Annotated in this window: 26 protein-coding genes; 12 read left to right on the forward strand and 14 right to left on the reverse strand. The window is 70.6% G+C overall.

Annotated elements, in window-relative coordinates; genetic code table 11:
• Nucleotides 1–9 precede the first annotated feature (9 nt).
• The 7 genes from clsB (at nt 10) to ACY0MJ_RS09750 (ending at nt 7,118) form a co-directional block, all read left to right on the forward strand.
• Entirely contained in the window at nt 10–1,224 is a 1,215-nt protein-coding gene (gene clsB, locus ACY0MJ_RS09720; protein ID WP_462638213.1) for a cardiolipin synthase ClsB, read from the forward strand.
• Nucleotides 1,221–2,270 (forward strand): ligase-associated DNA damage response exonuclease, encoded by a 1,050-nt coding sequence (locus ACY0MJ_RS09725; RefSeq protein ID WP_462638214.1) that lies wholly within the window; start codon nt 1,221–1,223, stop codon nt 2,268–2,270. Before clsB ends, ACY0MJ_RS09725 begins: the two co-directional genes overlap by 4 nt.
• Nucleotides 2,267–3,967 carry an ATP-dependent DNA ligase gene (locus tag ACY0MJ_RS09730; RefSeq protein ID WP_462638215.1) on the forward strand — a complete coding sequence of 567 codons (1,701 nt, stop codon included), beginning with the start codon at nt 2,267–2,269 and terminating at the stop codon, nt 3,965–3,967. Before ACY0MJ_RS09725 ends, ACY0MJ_RS09730 begins: the two co-directional genes overlap by 4 nt.
• Before the next feature lie 41 nt (nt 3,968–4,008).
• Nucleotides 4,009–4,740 carry a GTP cyclohydrolase I gene (gene folE, locus ACY0MJ_RS09735; RefSeq protein WP_462638216.1) on the forward strand — a complete coding sequence of 244 codons (732 nt, stop codon included), beginning with the start codon at nt 4,009–4,011 and terminating at the stop codon, nt 4,738–4,740.
• Nucleotides 4,741–4,748: 8 nt separating this feature from the next.
• On the forward strand, nt 4,749–5,171 hold the full coding sequence (locus ACY0MJ_RS09740) for a BLUF domain-containing protein (protein WP_462638217.1): 423 nt from the start codon (nt 4,749–4,751) through the stop codon (nt 5,169–5,171).
• Nucleotides 5,171–5,977, forward strand: a complete 807-nt coding sequence (locus ACY0MJ_RS09745) for a DUF429 domain-containing protein (RefSeq protein WP_462638218.1) — start codon at nt 5,171–5,173, stop codon at nt 5,975–5,977. The genes ACY0MJ_RS09740 and ACY0MJ_RS09745 overlap by 1 nt, the downstream gene beginning before the upstream one ends.
• Before the next feature lie 64 nt (nt 5,978–6,041).
• Nucleotides 6,042–7,118: a flavodoxin family protein gene (locus ACY0MJ_RS09750; RefSeq protein ID WP_462638219.1), complete on the forward strand. Its 1,077-nt coding sequence runs from the start codon at nt 6,042–6,044 to the stop codon at nt 7,116–7,118.
• On the opposite strand, the gene ACY0MJ_RS09755 is transcribed toward ACY0MJ_RS09750, so the two are convergent.
• From ACY0MJ_RS09755 to ACY0MJ_RS09770, 4 genes are all read right to left on the reverse strand, one after another.
• Entirely contained in the window at nt 7,075–8,769 is a 1,695-nt protein-coding gene (locus ACY0MJ_RS09755) for a SulP family inorganic anion transporter (RefSeq protein ID WP_462638220.1), read from the reverse strand. The two genes, ACY0MJ_RS09750 and ACY0MJ_RS09755, sit on opposite strands and share 44 nt — an antisense overlap.
• A 144-nt stretch (nt 8,770–8,913) precedes the next feature.
• A complete protein-coding gene (locus ACY0MJ_RS09760) occupies nt 8,914–10,248 on the reverse strand; it encodes a sulfatase family protein (protein WP_462638221.1) in 1,335 nt (444 codons plus the stop codon).
• A complete protein-coding gene (locus ACY0MJ_RS09765) occupies nt 10,248–11,228 on the reverse strand; it encodes a Bug family tripartite tricarboxylate transporter substrate binding protein (RefSeq protein WP_462638222.1) in 981 nt (326 codons plus the stop codon). Before ACY0MJ_RS09765 ends, ACY0MJ_RS09760 begins: the two co-directional genes overlap by 1 nt.
• Before the next feature lie 13 nt (nt 11,229–11,241).
• Entirely contained in the window at nt 11,242–12,198 is a 957-nt protein-coding gene (locus ACY0MJ_RS09770) for a Bug family tripartite tricarboxylate transporter substrate binding protein (RefSeq protein WP_462638223.1), read from the reverse strand.
• Between the two features lie 84 nt (nt 12,199–12,282).
• On the opposite strand from ACY0MJ_RS09770, the gene ACY0MJ_RS09775 reads away from it, so the two are divergent.
• The 3 genes from ACY0MJ_RS09775 (at nt 12,283) to ACY0MJ_RS09785 (ending at nt 15,823) form a co-directional block, all read left to right on the forward strand.
• Entirely contained in the window at nt 12,283–12,801 is a 519-nt protein-coding gene (locus tag ACY0MJ_RS09775) for a MarR family winged helix-turn-helix transcriptional regulator (RefSeq protein ID WP_462638225.1), read from the forward strand.
• 1 nt (nt 12,802) lies between these two features.
• Entirely contained in the window at nt 12,803–15,271 is a 2,469-nt protein-coding gene (locus ACY0MJ_RS09780) for a ligase-associated DNA damage response DEXH box helicase (protein ID WP_462638226.1), read from the forward strand.
• 99 nt (nt 15,272–15,370) lie between these two features.
• Nucleotides 15,371–15,823 (forward strand): BON domain-containing protein, encoded by a 453-nt coding sequence (locus ACY0MJ_RS09785; RefSeq protein ID WP_462638227.1) that lies wholly within the window; start codon nt 15,371–15,373, stop codon nt 15,821–15,823.
• Nucleotide 15,824: 1 nt separating this feature from the next.
• Here the strand turns inward: ACY0MJ_RS09785 and ACY0MJ_RS09790 are convergent, their stop codons facing one another.
• The 7 genes from ACY0MJ_RS09790 to ACY0MJ_RS09820 form a co-directional block, all read right to left on the reverse strand.
• Nucleotides 15,825–16,955 (reverse strand): zinc-binding metallopeptidase family protein, encoded by a 1,131-nt coding sequence (locus ACY0MJ_RS09790; protein ID WP_462638228.1) that lies wholly within the window; start codon nt 16,953–16,955, stop codon nt 15,825–15,827.
• Nucleotides 16,956–17,029: 74 nt separating this feature from the next.
• Complete coding sequence (locus ACY0MJ_RS09795; protein ID WP_462638229.1) at nt 17,030–17,344, reverse strand: BON domain-containing protein; 315 nt, start codon at nt 17,342–17,344, stop codon at nt 17,030–17,032.
• A 97-nt stretch (nt 17,345–17,441) separates the two neighbouring features.
• On the reverse strand, nt 17,442–17,897 hold the full coding sequence (locus ACY0MJ_RS09800) for a hypothetical protein (protein WP_462638230.1): 456 nt from the start codon (nt 17,895–17,897) through the stop codon (nt 17,442–17,444).
• A complete protein-coding gene (locus tag ACY0MJ_RS09805; RefSeq protein WP_462638231.1) occupies nt 17,894–18,268 on the reverse strand; it encodes a hypothetical protein in 375 nt (124 codons plus the stop codon). Before ACY0MJ_RS09805 ends, ACY0MJ_RS09800 begins: the two co-directional genes overlap by 4 nt.
• A 14-nt stretch (nt 18,269–18,282) precedes the next feature.
• Nucleotides 18,283–18,555, reverse strand: coding sequence for a glycine zipper domain-containing protein (locus ACY0MJ_RS09810; protein WP_462638232.1), 273 nt, complete (start codon nt 18,553–18,555; stop codon nt 18,283–18,285).
• Nucleotides 18,556–18,585: 30 nt separating this feature from the next.
• Nucleotides 18,586–18,750, reverse strand: a complete 165-nt coding sequence (locus ACY0MJ_RS09815) for a DUF1328 domain-containing protein (RefSeq protein WP_462638233.1) — start codon at nt 18,748–18,750, stop codon at nt 18,586–18,588.
• 143 nt (nt 18,751–18,893) lie between these two features.
• Complete coding sequence (locus ACY0MJ_RS09820; RefSeq protein ID WP_462638500.1) at nt 18,894–20,270, reverse strand: CHASE3 domain-containing protein; 1,377 nt, start codon at nt 20,268–20,270, stop codon at nt 18,894–18,896.
• A 119-nt stretch (nt 20,271–20,389) separates the two neighbouring features.
• Here ACY0MJ_RS09820 and ACY0MJ_RS09825 point away from each other — a divergent pair, with 119 nt between their 5' ends.
• The gene (locus ACY0MJ_RS09825) at nt 20,390–21,022 is read left to right on the forward strand and encodes a response regulator (protein ID WP_169418000.1); all 633 of its coding nucleotides are present in this window, start codon (nt 20,390–20,392) and stop codon (nt 21,020–21,022) included.
• Nucleotides 21,023–21,038: 16 nt separating this feature from the next.
• On the opposite strand, the gene ACY0MJ_RS09830 is transcribed toward ACY0MJ_RS09825, so the two are convergent.
• The gene (locus tag ACY0MJ_RS09830) at nt 21,039–21,416 is read right to left on the reverse strand and encodes a response regulator (RefSeq protein ID WP_462638234.1); all 378 of its coding nucleotides are present in this window, start codon (nt 21,414–21,416) and stop codon (nt 21,039–21,041) included.
• A 178-nt stretch (nt 21,417–21,594) separates the two neighbouring features.
• Here ACY0MJ_RS09830 and ACY0MJ_RS09835 point away from each other — a divergent pair, with 178 nt between their 5' ends.
• On the forward strand, nt 21,595–21,750 hold the full coding sequence (locus tag ACY0MJ_RS09835) for a hypothetical protein (protein ID WP_462638235.1): 156 nt from the start codon (nt 21,595–21,597) through the stop codon (nt 21,748–21,750).
• Nucleotides 21,751–21,754: 4 nt separating this feature from the next.
• On the opposite strand, the gene ACY0MJ_RS09840 is transcribed toward ACY0MJ_RS09835, so the two are convergent.
• Both ACY0MJ_RS09840 and ACY0MJ_RS09845 read right to left on the reverse strand, forming a co-directional pair.
• Nucleotides 21,755–22,510 (reverse strand): HesA/MoeB/ThiF family protein, encoded by a 756-nt coding sequence (locus ACY0MJ_RS09840; RefSeq protein ID WP_462638236.1) that lies wholly within the window; start codon nt 22,508–22,510, stop codon nt 21,755–21,757.
• Between the two features lie 124 nt (nt 22,511–22,634).
• Nucleotides 22,635–24,080, reverse strand: coding sequence for a S41 family peptidase (locus tag ACY0MJ_RS09845; RefSeq protein ID WP_462638237.1), 1,446 nt, complete (start codon nt 24,078–24,080; stop codon nt 22,635–22,637).
• Between the last annotated feature and the right edge of the window lie 20 nt (nt 24,081–24,100).

Raw genomic sequence — 24,100 nt, forward strand, 5'->3', positions numbered from 1 at the left:
CGCCCGCCGATGCCGCACGCGGTCCCCCTGCGCGCCGGTCACCGCCTGCAGCTGCTGGAGGGCAGCCGGGACTTCTTTCCCGCGCTCGCCGCCGCCATCGACGCGGCGCAGCGGGAAGTCCTGCTCGAGACCTACATCTTCGACTTCAACGGCAGCGCCACCGAGGTCGCCTACGCGCTGGAGCGCGCCGCCCGCCGGGGGATCACCGTGCACGTGGTGATCGACGGCTTCGGCACGCCGCAGCTGCCGCCCTTCTGGGCCATGCGCTTCGATGCCGCGCGCGTGCAGTGGGCGCTCTATTCGCGCACGCGCGCGCTGGGCCTGCTGTGGCCCGGGCAGTGGCGGCGCCTGCACCGCAAGCTGTGCGTGATCGACGGGGCGGTCGGCTTCTGCGGCGGCATCAACATCCTGGACGACTTCCACGACCCCAACCATGGCGAACTGCAGTCGCCGCGGCTGGATTTCGCGCTGCGCGTCGAGGGCCCGCTGGTGCGGGAGATGCAGGGCACCATGCAGCGCCAGTGGTCCCGCATCGCCGCCGTCGGCCAGCTGCGGCGCGCGCAGTGGACCGGCGCGCTGGAATCCTGGCGCGCGGCCCGCGCGGGCATGGAGCCGCGGCTTCCGCTGCGCCATCCGGCCGACAGCAACGTGCGCGCCGCGCTGCTGCTGCGCGACAACCTGGCCAACCGCGCCGTGATCGAGCATGCTTACCTGCGCGCGATCGGCCGCGCGCGCGAGGAGATCATCATCGCCAACGCCTATTTCGTGCCGGGCGGCCGCATGCGGCGGGCGCTGGTGAACGCGGCCGGCCGCGGCGTGCGCGTGCACCTGCTGCTGCAGGGGCGCTACGAGTACTTCATGCAGTACTACGCGGCGCGGCCGGTGTTCGGGGCGCTGCTGCGCGCCGGCATCCACATCCACGAGTACGCGCCCAGCTTCCTGCACGCCAAGGTGGCGGTGATCGACGGCCGCTGGGCCACGGTCGGCTCCTCCAACCTCGACCCGCTGAGCCTGCTGCTCGCGCGCGAAGCCAACGTGGTGGTGGCCGACCGCCGCTTCGCCGCGCGGCTGCGCGAGCGGCTCGTGCACGCGATGCTGTTCGAGGGCGAGGCGGTGGACCCGGCGGCCTACGAGCAGCGGCCGCTGCTGCAGCGCGCGAAGGAGCGGCTGGCGCGGATCGTCATGCGCGTGCTGCTGGCCGTGCAGGGGAAGAAATACCTGTGAGCGACCTCGTCGTCCAAAGGCCGGAAGGCCTGTACTGCCCGCCCGGCGACTTCTACATCGACCCGTGGCGCCCGGTCGCGCGCGCCGTGATCACGCACGCGCATTCGGACCACGCGCGCTGGGGCAACGGCCACTACCTGGCGGCCGCGCCGGCCGAGGGCGTGCTGCGCGCACGGCTGGGCGACGTTCCGCTGCAGCTGCTCGCCTACGGCGAGCGCATCGTGCACCACGGCGTCACGCTGTCGCTGCACCCGGCGGGACACGTGCTCGGATCGGCCCAGGTGCGCCTGGAGCACGGCGGGCAGGTCTGGGTGGCGAGCGGCGACTACAAGGTGGCGCCGGATCCCACCTGCGCGCCCTTCGAGCCGGTGCGCTGCGACGTCTTCATCACCGAGTCCACCTTCGGCCTGCCGATCTACCGCTGGTGCCCGGACGAGGAGGTCTTCGCGGACGTGAACGCCTGGTGGGCGCGCAACGCGAGCCATGCGCGCGCGAGCGTGCTGGCCTGCTACAGCTTCGGCAAGGCGCAGCGCGTGCTGGGCGGCGTCGACGCGAGCATCGGGCCCGTCATCGTGCACGGGGCCGTGCAGCCGCTGAACGACGCGTACCGGGCGGCCGGCGTGGAGCTGCCCGAAACGCGCATGGTGACCGAGGTGCAGGACAAGGCGGACCTGCGCCGCTGCCTGGTGATCTGCCCGCCCAGCGCCGCCGCCAGCCCCTGGCTGCGCCGCTTCGGCGACGCGCAGACGGCCTTCGCGAGCGGCTGGATGCAGGTCCGCGGCAACCGCCGCCGCGGCGGCTACGACCGCGGCTTCGTGCTCTCGGACCACGCCGACTGGCCCGGGCTGCTGGAGGCCATCACGGCGACCGGCGCGCAGCGCGTGATCGTCACGCATGGCAGCGCCAACGTCCTGGTGCGCTACCTGCGCGAGCGTGGCCTGCAGGCCGAAGCGTTTGCCACCGAGTACGGAGACGACGTGGTGGAGGCGGATCTTCGGGGCGAGGAGGGGGGAGAACTACCGGATGTCCGGCTGTTCGCCAGATGAAGCGCTTCGCCCGCCTCTTCAGCGAACTGGACGCGACCACCTCCACCAACGAGAAGGTGGAGGCGCTCACGCGCTACTTCGCCGAGGCGCCGGCGCGGGACGCGGCCTGGGCCGTGTACTTTCTCGCGGGCGGCAAGCCGCGGCAGGTGGTGAAGACGGCCTCGCTGATCGGGCTGGCCTGCCACATGGCGCGGATCGAGGACTGGCTGTTCGACGAGTGCTACCAGGCCGTGGGCGACCTCGCGGAGACGATCTCCCTGGTGCTGCCGCGCGGCGATGCGCCTTCGGACGTCGGCCTGGCCGAATGGGTGGAAGACCGCCTGCTGCCCCTGCGCGGCCTGCCGGACGAGGAAGTCGCGCGCCGCGTGGCGGGCTACTGGGGCGAGCTCGACGCGCTGGGCCGCTTCCTGCTCACCAAGCTGGTGGGCGGCGGCTTCCGCGTGGGCGTCAGCAAGCTGCTGGTGCAGCGCGCGCTCGCCGCGCACGCCGGCATCGACGCCAAGCGGGTCGCGCAGCGCATGATGGGCTACACCGACGGCAAGATGATGCCTTCGCCCGAGCGCTACGAGGCGCTGATCGCGCAGGCGGAAGAGGGCGCGCCGGAGCAGCGCGACGCCGGCCAGCCCTATCCCTTCTTCCTGGCGCACCAGCTGGACGTGGCGCCGGAACTGTTCTCCGACCGCCTCGGCCCCGTGGACGATTGGCTGGTGGAATGGAAGTACGACGGCATCCGCGGCCAGGTGGTGCGGCGCGCGGGCGAGGCATGGATCTGGTCGCGCGGCGAGGAACTGGTGACCGAGCGCTTCCCCGAGATCGCGGCGCTGGCGCGCGCGCTGCCCGATGGCACCGTGCTCGATGGCGAGATCCTCGTGTGGAACGCGGACGCGGGGCGGCCCGCGCCCTTCGCGCTGCTGCAGCAGCGCATCGGCCGCAAGAACCTCACGAAGAAGATCCTCGCCGACGCGCCGGTGAGCTTCATGGCCTACGACCTGCTGGAGCAGGACGGCGCCGACCTGCGCGGGCTGCCGCAGGGCGAGCGCCGCGCGCGGCTCGAGGCGGTGCTGGCGGGCACCGGCTTCCTGCTGTCGCCGGTGGAGACCGCGGAATCGTGGCTGGAGTTCGCGCGCCGGCGCGAGCGCTCGCGCGAGCTGGGCGTCGAAGGCTTCATGCTGAAGCGCCGCGACGCCGCCTATGGCACGGGCCGCACCAAGGCGGAGGGCCTGTGGTGGAAGTGGAAGATCGCGCCCATGACCGTGGACTGCGTGCTGGTCTACGCGCAGCCCGGCCACGGACGCCGTTCGTCGGTCTACACGGACTACACCTTCGCCGTCTGGAACCGCCCGCCCGCGGACAAGGCGGAGGCCGATGCCGTGCTGGAAGCGATCGCCCGCAAGGAACCGCCCGGGCCGGAGGCGCTGCAGCTCGTGCCCTTCGCCAAGGCCTATTCCGGCCTCACCGACGAGGAATTCCGCCAGGTGGACGCCGTGATCCGGCGGACGACCGTCGAGAAGTTCGGCCCGGTGCGCAGCGTCAAGCCCAGCCTGGTGTTCGAACTGGGTTTCGAGGGCATCAACCGCAGCGGCCGCCACCGCAGCGGCATCGCCGTGCGCTTCCCGCGCATGCTGCGCCTGCGGCCCGACAAGCCCCTCCACGAGGCCGACAGCCTGCGGGAGCTGGAACGCCTGCTGGGCTCGTAGCATCCATGGAGGGTCCCAACCCCTGGATGTTAAAGTTCACCATGTTGATGAAAGCCGACCCGTCCAGCCAGCTCACCCCGGCGCTGCCCGACGAGGGCACGCCCGTGTCGGTGAAGATCCGCGAGCGCGTGCTCGCGGCGCGCAAGCGTTTCCATTCCAACGACAACATCGCCGAGTTCATCGAGCCCGGCGAGCTGGAAGCGCTGCTCGACGAGGTCGAGCACAAGATGCAGGCCGTGCTGGACAGCATGGTCATCGACACCGAGAGCGACCACAACACCAGCGACACGGCGCGGCGCATCGCCAAGATGTACCTCACCGAGGTGTTCCGCGGCCGCTACGTCCAGGCGCCCCGGATCACCGAGTTCCCCAACGCCGAACACCTGAACGAGCTGATGATCGTCGGCCCGATCACGGTGCGCTCCGCGTGCAGCCACCACTTCTGCCCGGTGATCGGCAAGCTGTGGGTGGGCGTGATGCCCAACGAGCACACCAACGTGATCGGCCTGTCCAAGTACGCGCGCCTCGCCGAATGGATCATGGGCCGGCCCCAGATCCAGGAAGAGGCCGTGGTGCAGCTGGCCGACCTGATCATGGAACGCACGCAGCCCGACGGCCTGGCTATCGTGATGGAGGCCCGCCACTACTGCATGGCCTGGCGCGGCGTGAAGGACCTGGACAGCAAGATGATCAACTCGGTGATGCGCGGCGCCTTCCTGAAGGACGCCGCGCTGCGCCGCGAATTCCTCGCGCTGATCCCGCAGAAAGACTAGGGTTGAAGATGCTCGTGCGCCTCCTGTACTGCAGCCGTGCAGTCGACACCCGTCCGCAAGCGGTGGAGGCCATCCTGGCGCAATCGCGCCAGCACAACCCGGTGAGCGGCATCACGGGCATCCTCTGCTACGGCGACGGCATCTTCCTGCAGTGCATCGAGGGTGGCCGCATGCAGGTGAGCGCGCTGTACGGCAGCATCCAGCACGACGCCCGCCACAAGGACGTCGCCCTGCTGCACTTCGAGGAGATCGCGGAGCGCCGCTTCAGCGGCTGGAGCATGGGCCAGGTCAACGTGTCCAAGCTGAACCAGTCCATCCTGCTGAAGTATTCCGAAAAGCCCGAGCTCGACCCGTACTCGGTGTCGGGCCGCGTCTCGCTCGCGCTGCTGGAGGACCTGGCGGCGACCGCCGCCATCTGCGGCCGCAGCTGATGCTGGTCGGCTGCGACTTCTCCTCCACCCCCACCCGCCGCAAGCCGATCGTCCTCGCCCTCGGCCACGCCGCCGGCGGCCGGGTGCAGCTCACGCGCCTGGAGAAGCTGGAATCCCTGCAGGCCTTCGCCGAGTGGCTGCAGGCCCCGCACGCGTGGATCGCCGGCTTCGACTTCCCCTTCGGCCTGCCGCGCGAACTGGTGGAGCACCTGGGCTGGCCCACGTCCTGGCGCGACTGCATGCGCCACTACGCGAGCCTCACGCGCCCGCAGATCCGCGAGACCTTCGCGGCGTACTGCGCGAGCCGGCCGGCCGGCGCCAAGTTCGCGCACCGGCGCTTCGACAAGCGCGCCGGCTCCAGCCCCTCCATGAAGTGGGTGAACCCCCCGGTGGCCTACATGCTGCACGCGGCCGTGCCGCTGCTGCTGGAGGCCGGCGTGCACATCCCGGGGCTGCACGCGGGCGACCCCCAGCGCGTGGCGCTGGAGGCCTATCCGGGCCTGCTCGCCCGCGAGCTGATCGGGCGGCGCAGCTACAAGAGCGACGAGAAGGCCAAGCAGACGCCGGACCGCCTGATCGCGCGCAAGGACCTCGTCACGGCGCTGGAGCAGGGCCGCACCCGCCTGGGCCTGCGCCTGAAGCTCAGCCATGCGCAGCACGACGCGCTGGTCGAGGACGCGAGCGGCGACAGCCTGGACGCGGTGCTGTGCCTGCTGCAGGCCGCCTGGGCCGCGCACCACGGCGCGCCGCATTACGGGCTGCCGCCGGACCTGGACCCGCTGGAAGGCTGGATCGTCAGCGCCTGAGCAGGACGGCGCCCCGCATGGGCGCCATTCGGGCTAGGCTGGCGCTTTCAACCAGGAGACCCGCATGGCCGCACCCGAGGTGCGCAAGGGGCAGGCGCCGCCGGCGATGTCGCGCGACGCCTTCCGCGAACGCTTCCGTGCCCGCTTCTTCGATCCCGCCTTCCGGCCGGAGGACGCCGCGATCGCGCGGCTGGAGGAGATCGCCTGGGACGGCTACTGCAAGGCACGCAAGGCGCCGGTGACGCGCAAGGCCGGGCCCGGCTTCCAGGATCCCGACTACGAACTCTCCGTGGAGTGGCTGGAAGCGCGGGAGCGCCTCATCGCCGCGCAGCGCCGCTGGGAAGACCCGGCCACGCGGTCGCGCGTGCTGGTGGTCAACGGCTCCACGCGCAACGACGGCACCTGCCCGGGCGAGGTCTCCAAGAGCTGGCGGCTCGCGCGGATCGCGGTGGAGATGCTGGAAGCCGAGGGCCTGCAGACGGACCTGCTGGACCTGAGCCTGCTCGCCTCCGACTACGACCTGCACATCCACCCCTGCAAGAACTGCGTGTCGACGGCGATGCCGCTGTGCCACTGGCCGTGCAGCTGCTATCCCAACCACGAGCTGTCGCAGGTGAACGACTGGATGAACGAGATCTACGAGCGCTGGGTCTCGGCGCACGGCGTGCTGATCGTGACGCCGGTGCACTGGTACACGGTGTCCAGCCCGCTCAAGCAGATGATCGACCGGCTGGTCTGCGCCGACGGCGGCAATCCCGACCCGACCCGCACATCCGGCAAGGACCCGGCGAAGGCCAAGGCGCTGGAGCTGGAAGGCTGGGACTATCCGCAGCACCTGAAGGGCCGCACCTACGGCGTGTTCGTGCACGGCGACGTCGCCGGCGTGGAAGAGAGCCGGCGCGTGCTGTGCGACTGGCTGGACTGGATGGGGCTCATCGACGCGGGCCCGCAGGCGCGCCTGGACCGCTACATCAACTACTACGAGCCCTACGCGACCAGCCACCAGGGGCTGGATCGCGACCAGGCCGTGCAGGCCGAGGTGCGCAACGTCGCGCGCGCGCTCGCGCAGGCCGTGGGCGAACTGCGCGCGGGCCGGCTCAGCGCGCCGGGGCAGGGGCTTCCGCGGCCGCGGCGGAAGTGAGGCCGGCTTCCGCCGCGAAGGCCTGCAGCGCCTCCGCATCGGTGCGGTAGACCTTCAGCAGCGGCCCGGCGTGGAGCGCGCCCGCCTTTTCCAGCACGCGCTCCACCGGCAGCTTCATGCCCACCAGGTGCAGCGTGATGCCGCGTTCGGCGAGCAGCTTGCGCAGCTGCCCGAACATCTCCACGCCGGTGGCGTCGACGCGGTTGATCGGCTGCGCGAACAGCGCCACGTGGCGCACGTCCGCGTGCATCGCGAGGTGCTCGACGATGTCGCGCTCCATGGCGCTGGCCGAGGCGAAATCCAGTTCCGCGTCCATGCGCAGCGCATACACGTCGGGCCCCAGCGGCGGCAGCTTCCACAAGTGCCGGTCGCGCAGGCTGCCGTCCGGGTGCAGGCCCACCTCGATGATGCGCGGGTGCAGGCGCAGGACCAGGAAGTGCGCGAGCCCCAGCAGCACGCCCGTGAGCACGCCCCAGTAGATGCGCGGCGCCGAGAGGATGGTGACGGCGAAGGTCACGAAGGCCGTCACAGCCTCGACGCGGTCGATCTGCCACAGGGCGAAGAAGGTGCGCGGCTTGAACAGGCTGGACACGGCCGCGACCACCACGGCGGCCAGCACGGCGCGCGGCACGTGCGACAGCGCGGGCGTGAGGAACAGCAGCACCAGCAGCACGAAGCCGGTGGCGATCACCGTGGCCCAGCCGGTCTTCGCGCCGGCGTAGAGCGTGAGCGCCGAGCGCGAGAAGGAGGTGCTGGTGGCGAAGGAGCCGGAGAAGGCCGACGCGAGCTTGCCCATGCCCTGGCCCACCAGGTCCTGGTTGGCGTCCCAGCGGCGGCCCTCGCGCTGGTTCTCGATCTTGGCGCTGGCCGCCATCTCCAGCGAGCTGACCAGCGCCAGAACGAGCGCCGGCGCGACCAGGCTGGAGAAGCGGTCCCAGCCCGGCCAGTCCGGCCAGTAGGGCGCGGGCAGGCCCTGCGGCAGCGCGCCGACGACGGCGCCGTGCCGCGAATAGCCCGTGAGCCAGCTGAGGAAGCCGGCCGCGGCGAGCACGATCAGCATGATTGGCAGCCGGGGCGCGACGCGCTTGGCCCCCACGAACAGCGCCAGGCTCGCCACGCCATAGGCGAGCGCCTGCGGGTCGATGCGCGGCTCGTGCAGCAGCTGGGCGAGCGAGCCATCGAGCCCGATCAGCGCGGGCAGTTGCGAGGCGATGATCAGCAGGGCGGCGGCCTGGCTGAAGCCGGCCAGCACGGGCGAACTCACGAGGTTCAGCACCCAGGCGGAACGCGTGAGGCCCACCAGCAGTTGCAGCCCGCCGGCCAGGAGCGCCAGCCACACGGCGAGCGCGACCCAGCTGGCGCTGCCCGCCTGCGCCAGCCCGATCAGCGAAGCGCCCACCAGCACGCTGCTGAGGGCCGAGGGCCCGACCGACAGGCGCGTGGAGGCGCTGAACAGCACCGAGAACAGCGCGGGCAGGAAGGTGGCGTACAGGCCGGTCACCAACGGCATGCCCGCCAGCCCGGCATACGCCACGGACTGCGGAATCATCACCACAGCCACCGTCAGCGCCGCCATGCCCTCGCTGTGCACCAGGCTCCGGTCGAGACGAGGCCAGGCGAGGAAGGGAAACCAGCGCGACAGGTTGGACATCGGCACCGAGTATGCCTAAGCGCGGCCTATGAACAGCCGGACGCAAAAGTCGCCAAGGTTCCGCAAAAGTCGCAAAAGCAAATCAGGAGTTCCTTTGGCGACTTTTGCGCAGTTTTTGCGACCTTTGCGTCCGGCTGTCCGCATTCATCGCTGCGGCATGTCCTTCACGCCGTATCCGAGGCTGACGGTCGCGTCCTCCGGGATCGGCGGCATCGTCTCGTTCCAGCGTTCCCATGCGTCGCGCATGTCGGCCAGCCGGGCGGGCTCGCGGCCGGCCAGGTTGGCGCGTTCGCGTTCGTCGGCGGGGAGGTCGAACAGGTAGTCGTGGCCGTCCACGCGCAAATACTTCCAGTCGCCGTCGCGCAGCGCGCGCTGTCCCCGGTGGTTCATGCGCCAGTGCATGGGGCGCGCGAAAGTCCGCGCCGGATCCTGCAGCACCGGCAGCAGCGACACGCCGTCCAGCGGGTAGGCAGGGTCGGGCTGCGCGCCGCCGGCCTCGATCACCGTTGCCGACCAGTCCATCGACATGCAGTGCTGCGCGCTCACCTGGCCGGGGCGGATCACGGCGGGCCAGTGCGCGATCCAGGGCACGCGGATGCCGCCTTCGGTGAGGTCCATCTTGCCGCCCACCAGCGGCCAGTTGTCGGAGAAGCGTTCGCCGCCGTTGTCGCTGGTGAAGATCACCAGCGTGTCGCGCTCCATGCCGTGCCTGCGCAGCGCCTGCATCAGCTGGCCGATGCCTTCGTCCATGTGGTGGATCATGCGGCGGTAGGTGTGGATGTTGCCGCCGTGCAGGTGGAACAGGTTGGACTTCACCTCCTGCGCCAGCGCGGCGTCGTCGCGCGTCTCCCAGGGCCAGTGCGGCGCCGTGTAGTGCAGGCTCAGGAAAAAGGGCGCCTCGCCCTGCGCATGGTTGGCGGCGGCCATGCGGTCGACGAAGTCGACGGCGCGCTGCGACAGCAGGTCGGTCAGGTAGCCTTCCTCCGCCTTCTCCTCCTCGCCGAACCACAGGTCGTGCTGGCCGTTCGAGCTGCAGTGGGTGAAGTAGTCGACGCCGCCCGACATCGGCCCGAAGAACTCGTCGTAGCCGGAACGCAGCGGCCCGAAGGTGGGCGGGTAGCCCAGGTGCCACTTGCCGACCAGCGCCGTGCGGTAGCCCGCCTGCTTCAGCAGCGAGGGCATGGTGGGATGGTCGGTGGGCAGGCCCAGGGTCTTGCTGCCGCGGCTCTTGCTGTTGATCGGCTCCTCCGCCGCGCCGCGCAGGCGGTACTGGTAGCGCGCCGTCATCAGCGCGAAGCGCGTGGGCGAGCAGACCGGCGAGTTGGAATAGCCCTGCGTGAAGCGCATGCCGTTCGCGGCCAGCGCATCGAGCTGCGGCGAGACGGGGCCGAAGTCCGCTTCGCGGCCGCCGTAGCAACCCAGGTCCGCGAAACCCAGGTCGTCGGCGACGATGAAGACGATGTTGGGACGCTTCGCCATCACTCCACCTTCATGCCCGTGGCGCGGATCAGCTTGCCGTAGCGCTCGGAGAATTCCGCGAGGCGCTTGCTGGCCGCGGCGCCGCTCTGGCCTTCGTGGAACAGGTCCAGCTTCTGCAGGCGGGTCTGCACCTCGGGCTGCTTCAGCGCCGCGGCGATCGCGTGCTCGATCTGCTCGACGAGCGGCGCGGGCGTGGCGGCGGGCACGAGCGCGAGGTACAGCACCTCCTGCTGCATCTGCGGCACGCCGGCCTCGGCCACCGTGGGGATCTCCGGCGCCAGCTGCGAGCGCTTGGGGCTGGTGACGGCCAGCGCGGTGACCTTGCCGGCCTTCACGTGCGGCAGCAGGCCCGGCGTGGCGAGCACGCCGGCGTTGACCTCGCCGGAGAGCAGGGCCGCGACGGCCGGCGCATTGCCCTTGTACGGCACGTGCGTGATCTTCGCGCCGGTCGCGGCGTTGAACAGCTCCGCGGCCAGGTGGCCCGGGCTGCCGTTGCCGGCGGAACTGAAGGTGACGGGCTGCTTCTTGCCCGCGGCGACCATGTCGGCCAGCGTCTTGAAGCCGGTGCCCGGGTTCACGCCCACCAGCAGGCCCGAGGAGGCCATGATGGTCACCGGCTTCAGGTCGGCCGGCTGGAAGGGCATGGACTTGTAGATGTGCGGATTGATCGTGAAGGTCGTGTCGATGCCGAACAGGATGGTGTAGCCGTCGCCGGGCGCGCGCGCCACGGCGTCGGCGCCGATGTTGCCGGCGGCGCCGGGCTTGTTCTCCACCACGAAGGGCTGGCCGGTGGCCTTCTGCATCGCGTCGCCGACGGAGCGGGCGATCAGGTCCAGCGGGCCGCCGGCGGGGAAGTTGACGACCAGCTTCACGGCCTTGGCGGGCCAGGCCGGGGCCTGCGCGAAGACGGGGAGGGCGGCGAGCGCCAGCGCGGAGGCGAGCAGGCCGCGGCGCAGCAGGGAGGAGGACGAGGGTTTCATGTCTTGCGGAGGTTCAGTCGAGGACGACGCCGGTGGCCTTGATCGGCTTTTCCCAGCGGGCGAGGTCGGCGCGCTGCGCGGCGCCCAGTTCGGCGGAGGTGGAGCCGACGGCTTCGTAGCCGAGCTTCTCCAGGCGCTCGTGCAGCGCCGGGGTGCGCACGGCGGCGGCCACGGCCTTCTCGAGGCGCTGCAGCGTCGCGGGCGGGAGGTTCGCGGGCGCGTACATCGCGAACCAGGCCGTCGCTTCCATGGGGATGCCCAGCTCCTTCAGCGTCGGCACTTCGGGCACCTGCGGGTCGCGCCTGTTTCCGGTGACGGCGAGGATGCGCACCTTGCCGGCCTTGTGGTGCTGCGCGGTCTCGGAGACCACGTCGAACTTGTACGCCACGTGGCCGCCCAGCAGCGCGTTGTTCGCGGGCGAGCTGCCCTGGAAGGGCACGTGCGTGAACGGCACGCCGGTGCTCTGTTGCAGCAGCACGCCCATGAAGTGCGGCATGGTGCCCGCGCCCGCCGTGCCGTAGGTGGCGTGCTGCGGGTCGGCCTTGGCCTTGGCCAGCATCTCGGCGAAGGTCGTCGCGCCGCTCGCGGGGCCCGCGACCACGCCGAACTGGAAGCGCGCGAGCAGCGAGACCGGCGTGAAGTCCTTCAGCGCGTCGTAGTCCAGCTTGCGGTACACGTGCGGGAACATCACCATCGGCCCGCTCGGCAGGATGATGACGGTCTGGCCGTCGGGCTTCGCGGTCTTCACCGCGTGCAGGGCGATGCGGCCGCCGGCGCCGGGCTTGTTCTCCACCACGATGGGCGAGAAGTCCTCGCGCAGGCCCTCCGCCACCATCCGCGCGATCACGTCCGCGGAGCCGCCGGGCGGAAAGCCGACGAGGATCCTGAGGGGAGGCTTGTCCTGGGCGGCGGCCGGGAAGGCGGCGACGGCGGCGAGCAGCGCCGCCGCGGCGAGGGTTCTTCTGTGCATGGAGGTCTCCGGGAGCGGGGCGTTTCCCGCCAGGGCTCACTCTAATTGCCGCACAATCGATTGATCAAATCAATCATTTTGGCCATGCCGACCTCCACCCGCCCGCCCGAAGGGCTGGACGAACTGCTGCTGTACAAGCTCAGCCGCATCCTCGCGGTGGGCGGCAGCATGGTGATCCGCCTGTGCGAGGGCCGCTTCGGCATCACGCGGCGCGAATGGCGCGTGATCGCCCGGCTGGCGCAGGAGCGCGACCTGCTGTCCTCCGAGCTGGCCGACCGCATCCAGCTCGACCGGGCGCGCACCTCGCGCGCCGTGTCCTCGCTGGTCGCCAAGAAGCTGGTGCGCCGGCAGGTGGGCGACGCCGACCGGCGCCAGGCGCGGCTCGCGCTCACCGAGCAGGGGCGCGCGCTGCACCGGCAGCTCTTCCCGCTCGTGTGCGAGATCAACAGCGGCTTGCTGGCGCCGCTGTCGGCGGCGGAGCGGCGGCAGCTCGATTCCATGCTGGCGCGGCTGCAACCGCAGGCGGACGCGATGGTCGAGGCGGCGCAGCTGCCCAAGGCCGATCGCCGCCGCGGCGCCCGCGCGCGCCTGGCCATGGGCTGAGATGGCGGACGAGGAGCAGCCCGGCGCCCGCGCCGCCGCCTGGATGGCGGCGCGGGGCTGGCAGGCCTTCCCCTTCCAGCAGCAAGCCTGGCAGGCCATCGCGGCCGGCCGCAGCGGCCTGCTGCACGCGACCACCGGGTCCGGCAAGACCTACGCCGTGTGGCTGGGGATGCTGGACGCGCTGCTGCGCCGGCACCCGCATGGCCGGGGCGCCGAGCCGCTGCGCGTGGTGTGGCTCACGCCCATGCGCGCGCTCGCCGCCGACACGACGAAGGCGCTGGCCGGCCCCCTGCGCGACCTCGCGCCGAACTGGACGATCGGACTGCGCACCGGCGACACGCCCGGCGCCGAGCGGGCGCGGCAGGACCGGCGCATGCCGACGGTGCTGGTCACCACGCCGGAGTCGCTGACGCTAATGCTCACGCGCGAGCATGCGCGCGAGGAGCTCTCGGGCGTGGAGTACGTCGTCGTCGACGAGTGGCACGAGCTGATCGGCAGCAAGCGCGGCGTGCAGGCGCAGCTCGCCATCGCGCGCCTGTGGCGCTGGAACCCGGCGCTCGTGGCCTGGGCGCTCAGCGCGACGCTGGGCAACCTGGAGCAGGCGATGGCGGTGCTGTGCCAGCCCGGCCTGTCCCGGCCGCCGCCGCCGCTGCTGGTGCAGGGGAAGGTCGACAAGACGCTCGTCATCGACACGCTGATCCCGCCGGACCCGGGCAAGTACTCCTGGGCCGGCCACCTGGGCGCGCGCATGCAGCTGCCGGTGGTGGAGGAGATCGAGCGCTCCGGCACCACGCTGGTGTTCACCAACGTCCGCTCGCAGGCGGAGGTCTGGTACCAGCTGCTGCTGGAAGCGCGGCCCGCGTGGGCCGGCCACATCGCGCTGCACCACGGCTCGCTGGACAAGGCGACGCGCGAGTGGGTGGAGCAGGGGCTCAAGGAGGGCACGCTGCGCGCGGTCGTCGCGACCTCCTCGCTCGATCTCGGCGTCGACTTCCTCCCCGTCGAACGCGTGCTGCAGGTCGGCTCGGCCAAGGGCGTCGCGCGCATGATGCAGCGCGCCGGCCGCAGCGGGCATGCGCCGGGCCGCCCGAGCCGCGTGACGCTGGTGCCCACCAACACCATGGAGATCATCGAGGCGGCCGCCGCGCGCTGGGCGGCGCAGACCGGGCGCGTGGAGCAGCGGGTGCCTCCGGACAAGCCGCTGGACGTGCTGGTGCAGCACCTCGTGACGGTGGCGCTCGGGGGCGGCTTCCGGCCCGACGATCTCTACGCGGAGGTGCGCGGCGCCTGGTCCTACCGGGCGCTCACGCGCGCCGAGTTCGACTGGGCGCTCGCCTTCTGCGAACGCGGCGGCGAGAGCCTCGGCGCCTATCCCGAGTACCACCGCATCGTGCGCGACGAGGAGGGCGTCTACCGCGTCAAGGACAGCGGCGTGGCGAAGCGCCACCGGCTGGGCGTGGGCACCATCGTGAGCGACGCGGCGATCCAGGTGAAGTACCTGAGCGGCGCGACGATCGGGACGATGGAGGAGGGCTTCATCGCCCGCCTGAAGGCGGGCGACTGCTTCTTCTTCGCCGGCCGGCTGCTGGAGTTCGTGCGCGTGCGCGACATGGCGGCCTACGTGCGCAAGGCCACGAAGAACCGTGGCACCGTGCCCACCTGGCAGGGCAGCAAGATGGCGCTGTCCACCGAGCTGTCCGACGCGGTGCTGGAAATGATGCAGGCGGCGGCGCAGGGCGAGTTCGTGCAGCCGGAGCTGCAGGCGGCGCGGCCGATGCTGCTGACGCAGCAGCGGCTCTCGCGCATCCCGACGCCGGACACGCTGCTGGTGGAGGCCTACCAGTCGCGCGAAGGCCAGCACCTGTACATCTATCCCTTCGCGGGGCGCAACGTGCACCTGGGGCTCGCGAGCCTGCTCGCGTGGCGGCTGGCGCGCGCGCAGCCGAACACCTTCAGCATCTCGATCAACGACTACGGCTTCGAGCTGGTGAGCGCCGCGCCCTTCGACGTGGAGCCGGTCACCGGCGGGGCCGTGTTCTCGGCCACCGACCTGCTGCACGACGTGCTGGCCTCGCTGAACTCCAGCGAGCTTGCGCAGCGGCGCTTCCGCGAGATCGCGCGCGTGGCGGGCCTGGTCTCCACGGGCTACCCGGGCCAGCCGAAAAGCACGCGCCAGCTGCAGGCCTCCAGCGCGCTGTTCTTCGAGGTGTTCCGCAAGTACGACGCGGGCAACCTGCTGCTGTCGCAGGCCGAGAACGAGGTGCTGAGCCAGGAGCTGGAGATCGCGCGGCTGGACGGCACCCTGCGCCGCATGCGCGCGAAACGGCTGGTGTTCCAGCCGCTGCGCCACCCGAGCCCGATGAGCCTGCCGCTGATGGTGGAGCGCTTCCGGGAGAAACTGAGCACGGAGACGCTGGCCGCGCGGCTCGAGCGCATCCTGCAGGACATGGAAGCCGACGAAGCCTCCTAGGGCCCGCTCTGCCCTTTTCCTACAGCAGCCTCCTCCCGGTCCCGACCGGCCGCGCGCGGCCCGCTGCCTACAGTGGAGGCGTCGCTAGGGAGCAAGACCATGAAGAAGATCGCGCAGGCCGCCTTCGTCGCGTCCTCGCTGGCCACGCTGCTGGTGCTGGCCGGCTGCGGCGACCGCATCGAGAACACCGAGATGCCCGAGGTGGCGCAGCCGAACGTGGAGATCAACCGCCAGGGCATGGAAGGCGCGAAGGACGAGAGCGCCGCCGTCGGCGTGGAGGAGCGTCATGCGGACGCGGGCCACGCGGGCACGCTGGGCGCCACCGGCGACACGAGCGTGATGGATCCGGACGTGCTGATCGCCGAACAGGTGAAGGCGGCCCTGGCCGCCAGCCCGGAATACGGGACCAGCAAGGTCGACGTGCACAGCGACGACGGCGAGGTCACGCTGCGCGGGCAGGCGCCGGATCCGCAGGCGCGCGAGCGGGCGACGGAGATCGCGCGTTCGGTGCGGAGCGTGAAGTCGGTCGATAACCAGTTGACGCTGGGGTAGCTCACTTGCCGCCCTCACCCCGGCCCTCTCCCGCCAGCGGGAGAGGGGGAGGAGAGGAGGTGCGCTGGGCGCCGATGACGTCGTGGACGTAGCGCAGTTTTTGCAGCGCGCCGGGTGACAGCGCGAAGGGGTACGCGTCTTCCTGGCCCAGGCTGCGGTTGAGGCTGTTCAGCAGCAGCGTCACCGGCACCCATTGCTCCACCAGCGCGTCGAAGTCCGGATGCCCGGGATCCAGCGGGTTTTCCACTTCCTCGGTTTCCGATTCCTGCCCGGGGATCGCCAGCCGCGTGTTGTACGACGCGGCGGTCTCCAGCAGGTCCACCATGTGCAGGTAGTGCGCCCAGGTCTCGGCCCAATCCTCCCACGGGTGGGCCGTGGCGTATTCGCTCACGAAGCGGTCCTGCCAGTCCGGCAGCGTGCCGCCGCGCGCATAGTGGTCCTGCAGCGCCTGCTGGTAGTCCAGGCGTTCGTCGCCGAACAGGCGCCGGAACGACTCCACGCGCCCGCCCTCGTCGATCAGCCGGTCCCAGTAGTAGTGGCCCGACTCGTGGCGGAAGTGACCGAGCAGCGTGCGATAGGGCTCGTGCATCTCCACGCGCCGGCGCACGCGCTCGGCGTCGTCAGCTTCGGCCACGTTGATGGTGATCACCCCCTGCGCGTGGCCGGTCATCACGGGCTGGCCGGGCAGGTCCGCGAGGAACTCGAACACGGGACCGTCCGCGCCGCCGTCGCGCGGCGTGGCGCTCAGCAGGCCCAGGTGGGCGAGCGAGTAGAACAGCCGCCGCTTCGCCGCCTCCAGCTTGTACCAGCGCTGGAAATTCCCGGGCTGCGAGAGGTCCGGCAGCACCCGCGTGAGCCGGCACGAAACGCACAGGCCGTTGGGGTCGGACGCGACGACGGCGAAGTTGCAGGCGTCCTGCGTCGTGTGGTTGTGGCAGGGGCGGTAGCGCGCGGCGGACTTCCGGGCGTGCGCCGTCCGCGGCCGCCAGAGCCCCGCTTCGCCGGGCGCCGGCTCCATCGCCGCCATGTTCAGGCGGTCCGGCAGGAAGGCCAGGGCGCTGCCGCAGCGCAGGCACTGCACGTTCTCGAAGAACACCGGGTTGCCGCAGAACTGGCAGTGGAAGGTCTTCATGCGGGAGACTTTGCCAAAGAAAAAGGGCAGGCGCCGCGGGGCCGCCTGCCCATGCCTTGCCGGCCGCGGGCCGCTTACGGCCGCACGACCAGGTTGTTGCGCACTTCGCGCACGCCGCGGGTCGTCGCGGCGATCTGGCCGGCCGCGTCCTTCTCGGCCTGCGACTTCGCGAAGCCGGAGAGCGCGACGGTGCCGTTGAGCGTGTCGACGTTGATGGACAGGCCGCCGGTGCGCTTGTCCTCGATCAGCTTGGCCTTGACGGCCGTGGTGATGCTGCGGTCGTCGACATAGGTGCCGACGTCGGTCTGGCCGCGCATGACGGCGCAGCCGGTGGTGACCAGCGTCAGGCCGGTCAGGATCGCGAAGGCGATGGCGCGGGTTTGCTTCATGGTGAACTCCCTTCCTTGTCAGGTGGCTTGTTGATTGGTGCGTTGGCTTGCCGAGAGCGCACCGGGAGGCCGCACCGTACCTCCCCGCGCGCCGCATTCATCGAGGACGGTCCTGATCCTTGCGGTAGTCCGCCGCCGACATCGCCGCAAGGAACAGCTGCGACAGCTGCGAGGACTTCAGCAGCGCGACCAGCAGCGTCGTGAGCGAGATCAGGCGCCAGGGGCGCGCGAAGGTCAGCGCCGCGCCGGCGGCCAGCGAGATGCCCAGCAGCTGCGCGGGCTTGCGCCGGGCGTAGCTGCGCATCAGCGGCGTGGCCAGGTCCACCGCCATGTGCGCCGGGTGGTAGCGCCACCACGTGCGCACGGCGTGCCCGACGTGGCCGAACCAGCCGCCGCCGGGCATCGGCGGCGGCTCGTCGAATTCCTCGTAGGCGTCGTCCGCGCTGAAGCCCTGCGCCGTCTCTTCCCGCGGGTCGTGCCGGCGCGTGCGCCGCGCGATGTGCTCGAGGATCGCCCGCCGGCTCCGCGCCAGCTTGTCGCCCGCTTCGCTCATGAGCGCGCACCGATCGCGCGCAGGGCCTGGGCGTCGGCGTCCAGCTGCGCCTTCAGCTCGGTGAAGGCCTTCTCCGGCAGGCGCTTGCGCGCGACGGTGAAGGCCGCGGCGGAGATCGCGAGCGCGATCGCCGGCACCAGCACGAAGGCCCAGTGGAACTGCTCCTCGATCGCGCCCAGCATCACGGCGACGCCGGCCAGGACCAGGAACACGAGGAAGGCGAACAGCGTCACGGCCCAGGCGATCGCCCGCTTGGCGACTTCCAGGCCGACCGTCGACGCCTCCTCGCGCATCAGCGCGGCGTAGCCGGCCACGTGTTCCATCACCAGGCCGGGCTTGGTGATCAGCACCGAGAAGATCGGATGCACCATGGGCGCGCGCGGCTTCAGAACCAGCGGTCGTCGAGCTCGCGCCGGTGCCGCATCGCGAGCACCAGCCCGGCGACCGCCGCGCCCACGGCGGCGGCGACCAGCGCCGACTTCAGCGGATGCTCGGCGACGTAGCGCGTGCTCGCGCTCGTGTAGTCGCCCATCGTGCGCTGGGCGGCGCTGGCGCGCTCCGACATGCCGGAGCGCAGGTCCCTCATCGTGTCGCTGGCGCGCTGCAGCGCCTCGGAGGCCATCCGGCGGGTGCTGTCGAGCGGGTGGGTGTCGTTCATGGTGATCCTCTTGTGTGTTTGTGCGGCTGCCTAGGACCTGCGCCTGAGCCCCACGAGGAAGGCGACCGCCGCCAGCGCCGCGAAGACGTAGAACGTCAGCTTCGCGAGCCCGGCGGCGTCTGCAGCGATGCCGCCGAAGCCCAGCACCGCGGCGATCAGCGCGATGACCAGGAACACGACGGCGTAATGCAGCACGGGACCTCCTCGTTGAACTTCTGCGCGCGGCACGGGAGGCAATCCGTGCCTGCGGCTAGCTTAGGCATATGCGCCGACGCAAGGATCAGGGGCGGGCGTGACCGGCTGTAGTCGCGCAGGAGGGTGCGCGTGTAGGAAGGGGCCTACAGCGTCGCGGGTTCGGACGCCTGCGGTGCCGGCACCGCGCTGCGCGGCAGCGTGGCGAGCACGCGCGTGCCGCCGCCCGGATGCGAGCTCACGTTCAGCCGGCCGCCGGCGGCCTCGACGCGGTGGCGCATGCCGGCCAGGCCGTGCGTCGTGGGTTTCGCGGTCTCGGGGTCGAAGCCCTTGCCGTCGTCGCGGATCTCCACCTCGATGTGGTTGCTGTACTCGCGCACGGCCACGACGACCTGCTTCGCCTCGGCGTACTTGCCGATGTTGGTGAGCGACTCCTGCACCGTGCGGTAGACGGTCAGCTGCGCCTGCTCGTCGAGTTCCACCGGCTCCAGGCTGCAGGCCACCTCGATCCCCGAGCGCTCCGAGAACTCGCGCGCGAGGATCTCCAGCGACGCGGTGAGGCCCAGGTTCGCGAGCGAGGAGGGCCGCAGGTCCTCGATGATGCGGCGCTTCAGGGCGATGCCGCTGTTGAGCGCCTCGGTCAGGTGCTGCAGGCGTTCGGTCACTTCCGGCGGCTGCGGGCCCATGCGCGACTTGAGCCGCGCGACATCCAGCTTGGCCGCGGTGAGCAGCGCGCCCAGCTCGTCGTGCAGCTCGCGCGCGAGGTGGCCGCGCTCTTCCTCGCGCACCTGCTGCAGGTGGGTGGCCAGCTGCGCCAGCGTGGCCGTGCGCTCGCGCACCTGGCTTTCCAGCAGGTCGCGTTCCTGCTGCAGCGCGGCCTGCTGCTGCTCGCCCGCGAGCTTCAGCCGCGTGGTCTGGCGCAGGTACAGCGCGAAGGCGACCAGCGCCGCGAGCGCCACGAGGGCGATGCCCGCGCGCGCGAGGCCGAGCGTCTGCTGCACCTGGCCCTGCGCGACCAGCATGGACTGCGTGGCCGCCTCGATCAGCTTGCCGGCCTGCTCGCGGATCGCGTCCATCTGCTCCTTGCCAACGTCGGTGAGCAGCAGCGTCTTCCACGCGTCCTCGTTGCCCTGCTTGCGCATGCGCACGGACAGGTCCATCTCGGCGAGCTTGCGCTGCACGTTGCGCGTGAGCGCGGCCAGCGTGCGCGACTCGGGCGCGTGGGGCGCATAGCTGGTGCGCAGGTCGTCGAGGTTCTGGTTGATCTCCGCGAGCGCGGCATTGTAGGGCTCGAGGTAGCGCGGGTCCCCGGTGAGCAGGTAGCCGCGCGAGCCGGTCTCGGCGTCGACGACGTGCTGCAGCAGCAGGTTCACGCGGTTGCGCGTGCGCGTGGCCGCCTCGATGCGGCCGAGCGCGTCGCTCGAGCGGTCGTAGCCCGTCTCGTTGATACCGATGAGCACGAGGGCGGCGAGCAGCGCGAGGACCAGACTGATCGCACCGCGCGACGAGCGGAAAGATGACAGCAGATTCACCCTAAAGGCTCATCGATGTGAATAAAATCCGCGCACGTCATGACTCAAGGGTAGGCCATTTCCATCCGGAAGTGGGGCACAATGAAACGGCTTGACGTAGAAGGTGAAGCATGATCAAAGTGGGCATTGTGGACGACCACGCCATCGTGCGGTCCGGCCTCAAACAGTTCTTTTCCGAGCAGGTGGACCTGCGCGTCGTCGGCGAGGCGGCCAGCGGCCGTGAAGCCATCGACCTGGTGCGCACGACCGAGATGGACGTCCTGGTGATGGACCTGTCCATGCCCGGCCAGAGCGGCATCGATGCGCTCGGCATGATCCGCGCGAAAGCACCGGACGTCGGCATCCTGATCCTCTCCGGCTATCCGGAAGAGCACTACGCGATGAACCTCATCCGGCAGGGCGCGAGCGGCTACCTGAACAAGGAATGCGAGCCGATGGAGATCGTCAACGCGATCCGCACGATCGCGCTGGGCCGCCGCTACATCTCGCCCGCGGTCGCCGAACTGCTGGCGCAGCAGCTCAATCGCAAGGAAGGCGGCGCGCCGCACGAACAGCTGTCGGAGCGCGAGTTCCAGGTCTTCCTCAAGCTCGCCAAGGGCGAGACGGCCGGCGACATCGCCAAGGCCCTGTCGCTCTCCGTGAAGACGGTCAGCACGTACCGCACGCGCCTGATGGAGAAGATGAACCTCTCCTCCAACAGCGACCTCACGTACTACGCGCTGAAGAACAAGCTGATCGACTGAAGCCGGGGCGCGCGGCTCAGGGCCGCGCCGCCAGCGCGAGGCAGTACTCCACGAGGGCATCGATCTCGTTCGACTTGTCGAACACGGCGTCCGCGCCGAGTTCGGCGCAGCGCCTGCGCATGTCGGGCGTCGCATAGTTGCTCAACACCACGGTTCTCTGTTCCCCGGAGCGTTCGCGCGCCGCCTCCAGCACGCCCAGGCCGCTGCCCTGCCGCAGGAAGAGGTCCACGATCACGAGGTCCCAGCCGCCCGGATGCGCGGCGAGCCAGTGCCTCGCATCCTCCTCGGTGTCGGACCAGCCCAGCGAACGCACCGAGGCCAGTTCCTCCAGCGTCTCCACCAGGTTCTCGCGGATGGTCGCGTTGTCTTCGACGAGATAGGTTCGCAGTTCCACGGGACGCTCGGGCGGGCGCCATTGTGCCAGCGGTCCCTCCGCGCCGCGGTAGGAGCGGTCCTACGATGCCGGCTGTAGGCCCGGGACGACGTGCTGCGGTGCAGCGGGCCGACTTCCCCCGCAGGGCCGCCGGGCGACACTGCTCGTCAGGGCAGTGCAGTTCCGCCCCGAGGCCACCATGAAGCTCGTGCTCCAATCCGTCATCGTTTTCTTCGGCACCCTCATCGCCGCCGCGCTGGTGGCGCTGGGCGAACCCGGCAACGCCGAAGTGCAGATGGCGGTGCAGGCCCCGCCCTCCGAGATGATCGTCGCGCTGCTCGGTCTCGACCAGTGAAGGCCTAACCGTGCCGGTGGCCGCACACGCGGCAGGCCGGGTCGCGCCGCAGCCGCATTTCCGTCCATTCCATCCGGCGTCCGTCCAGCATCTGCATGCGGCCCGCGAGCGAGGTGCCCACGCCCGTGAGCAGGCGCAGCGCTTCGGCCGCCTCCACCGCGCCGACGATGCCCACCAGCGGCGCGAACACGCCCATCGTGGCGCACGCCGTCTCCTCCACCTCCTGGTCCGGCGGGAACACGCAGGCGTAGCAGGGGCTCGCGGGATCGCGCGGGTCGAACACGGTCACCTGCGCGTCGAAGCGGATCGCGGCGCCCGAGACCAGCGGCTTGCCGTGGGCGACGCAGGCGCGATTGAGCATCTGGCGGGCCGCGAAGTTGTCGCTGCAGTCGATCACCACGTCGGCCTGCGGCACCAGTTCGTCGAGCGACTGCGCGTCGGCCTTGAGCACCAGCGGGCGCACGAGGACGTCCGGGTTGATCGCGGCCACCGCATCGCGCGCCGATTCCGCCTTGGGCCGGCCGACGCGTTCCAGGTTGTGCGCGATCTGGCGCTGCAGGTTGGTGAGGTCCACGGCGTCGTGGTCGATCAGCGTGATGCGGCCGACGCCCGCGGTGCCGAGATAGAGCACCACCGGCGAACCGAGGCCGCCCGCGCCCAGCACCAGCGCGTGCGAGGCGAGCAGGCGCTGCTGGCCCTCCACGCCCAGTTCATCGAGCAGGATGTGCCGGGAGTAGCGCAGGAGCTGGTCGTCGGTCATGAGCGGATTGTGCGGCACCCGCCAATGTCATTCCCGCGAAGGCGGGAACCCAGGGCTTCCAAAAAAAAGCGGCCCGCCGGGCCGCTTCTCTGGGTCCCCGCCTCCGCGGGGATGACGAAGGAGATCAGTTCTCCTTCTTCTCTTCCTTGTTCTCCACGACCTGGGTCTTGGAGACCATCACCGGCCGGCCCTTCAGCTGGTTCAGGGCCTGGGCGAGCTGGAAGTCCTTGTCGCTGCCGAACTCCGGGATCTTGCGATCGGCCGGGGCCTTCTTCGCCTCTTCCTCGGCGCGCTTGCGCGCTTCCTCGCGGGCCCGCTCGAACGCCGGATCCTTGGTGATCTCGGTCGTGTTCTGGCCGCTCGAGAGGTGCTTGTCGAGGTCGGCTTCCCGCGTGCGCAGCGCCGCGAAGATGTTGCCTTCCGCCGTCTCGTCGACCAGCACGTCCGGCACGATGCCGCGCGCCTGGATCGACTTGCCGCTGGGCGTGTAGTAGCGCGCCGTCGTCAGCTTCAGCCCGGTGTCCGGACCCAGCGGGCGCACCGTCTGCACGGAGCCCTTGCCGAAGGTCTGGCTGCCCAGGATGGTGGCGCGGTGGTGGTCCTGCAGGGCGCCGGCCACGATCTCGGAAGCCGAGGCCGAGCCTTCGTTCACCAGCACCACCAGCGGCACGTTCTTCAGCTGCGGCGGCAGGCGGCGCAGCGGGTCGGCCCCGGCGCGGCGCTGGTAGAACTCCGGCGCCGCCTTGTAGACGAACTTGCTTTCCGGCAGCTGGCCGTTGGTGGAGACCACCGTCACGTTCTCCGGCAGGAAGGCCGCGGAGATCGCGACCGCCGCATCCAGCAGGCCGCCCGGGTCGTTGCGCAGGTCGAGCACCAGGCCGCGCAGGTTGGGTTCCTGCTTGTACATCTCGTCGATCTTCTTCACGAAGTCCTCGACGGTGCGCTCCTGGAACTGCGACAGGCGGATCCAGCCGTAGCCCGGCTCGACGATCTTGCCCTTGACCGAGTGGGTCTTGATCTCCTCGCGGGTGATCGTCACCGGGAAGCTGCGGTTCTCGTCCTTGCGGTAGATCGTCAGCGTGACCTTGGTGTTCGGCTCGCCGCGCATGCGCTTGACCGCCTCCGACAGCGACAGGCCCTTGACGGCGGTGTCGTCGATCTTGGTGATCAGGTCATTGGTCTTCAGGCCGGCGCGGTAGGCGGGCGAGCCCTCGATCGGCGAGACGACCTTCACCAGGCCATCCTCCTGCGAGATCTCGATGCCGACGCCGACGAAGCGCCCCGACGTGCCCTCGCGGAATTCCTTGAAGGACTTCTTGTCGAAGTACTGCGAGTGCGGGTCGAGGCTGGACACCATGCCGGAGATGGCGTCGGTGATCAGCTTCTTCTCGTCGACCGGTTCGACATAGTCGGTCTTGACCATGCTGAACACGGCGGCCAGCTGCTGCAGTTCTTCCAGCGGCAGCGGCGCGAGCGAGCCACGGGCTACGGTCTGCAACGAAACCGTGGTCAGCGCTCCGGCGAGGGCGCCTACGGAAATCCAGCCGGCAATCTTCAGTTTGTGGCTCATGGGATGGGGTCCAGGTCCTC

Source organism: Ramlibacter sp. bp-362 (assembly GCF_054956735.1).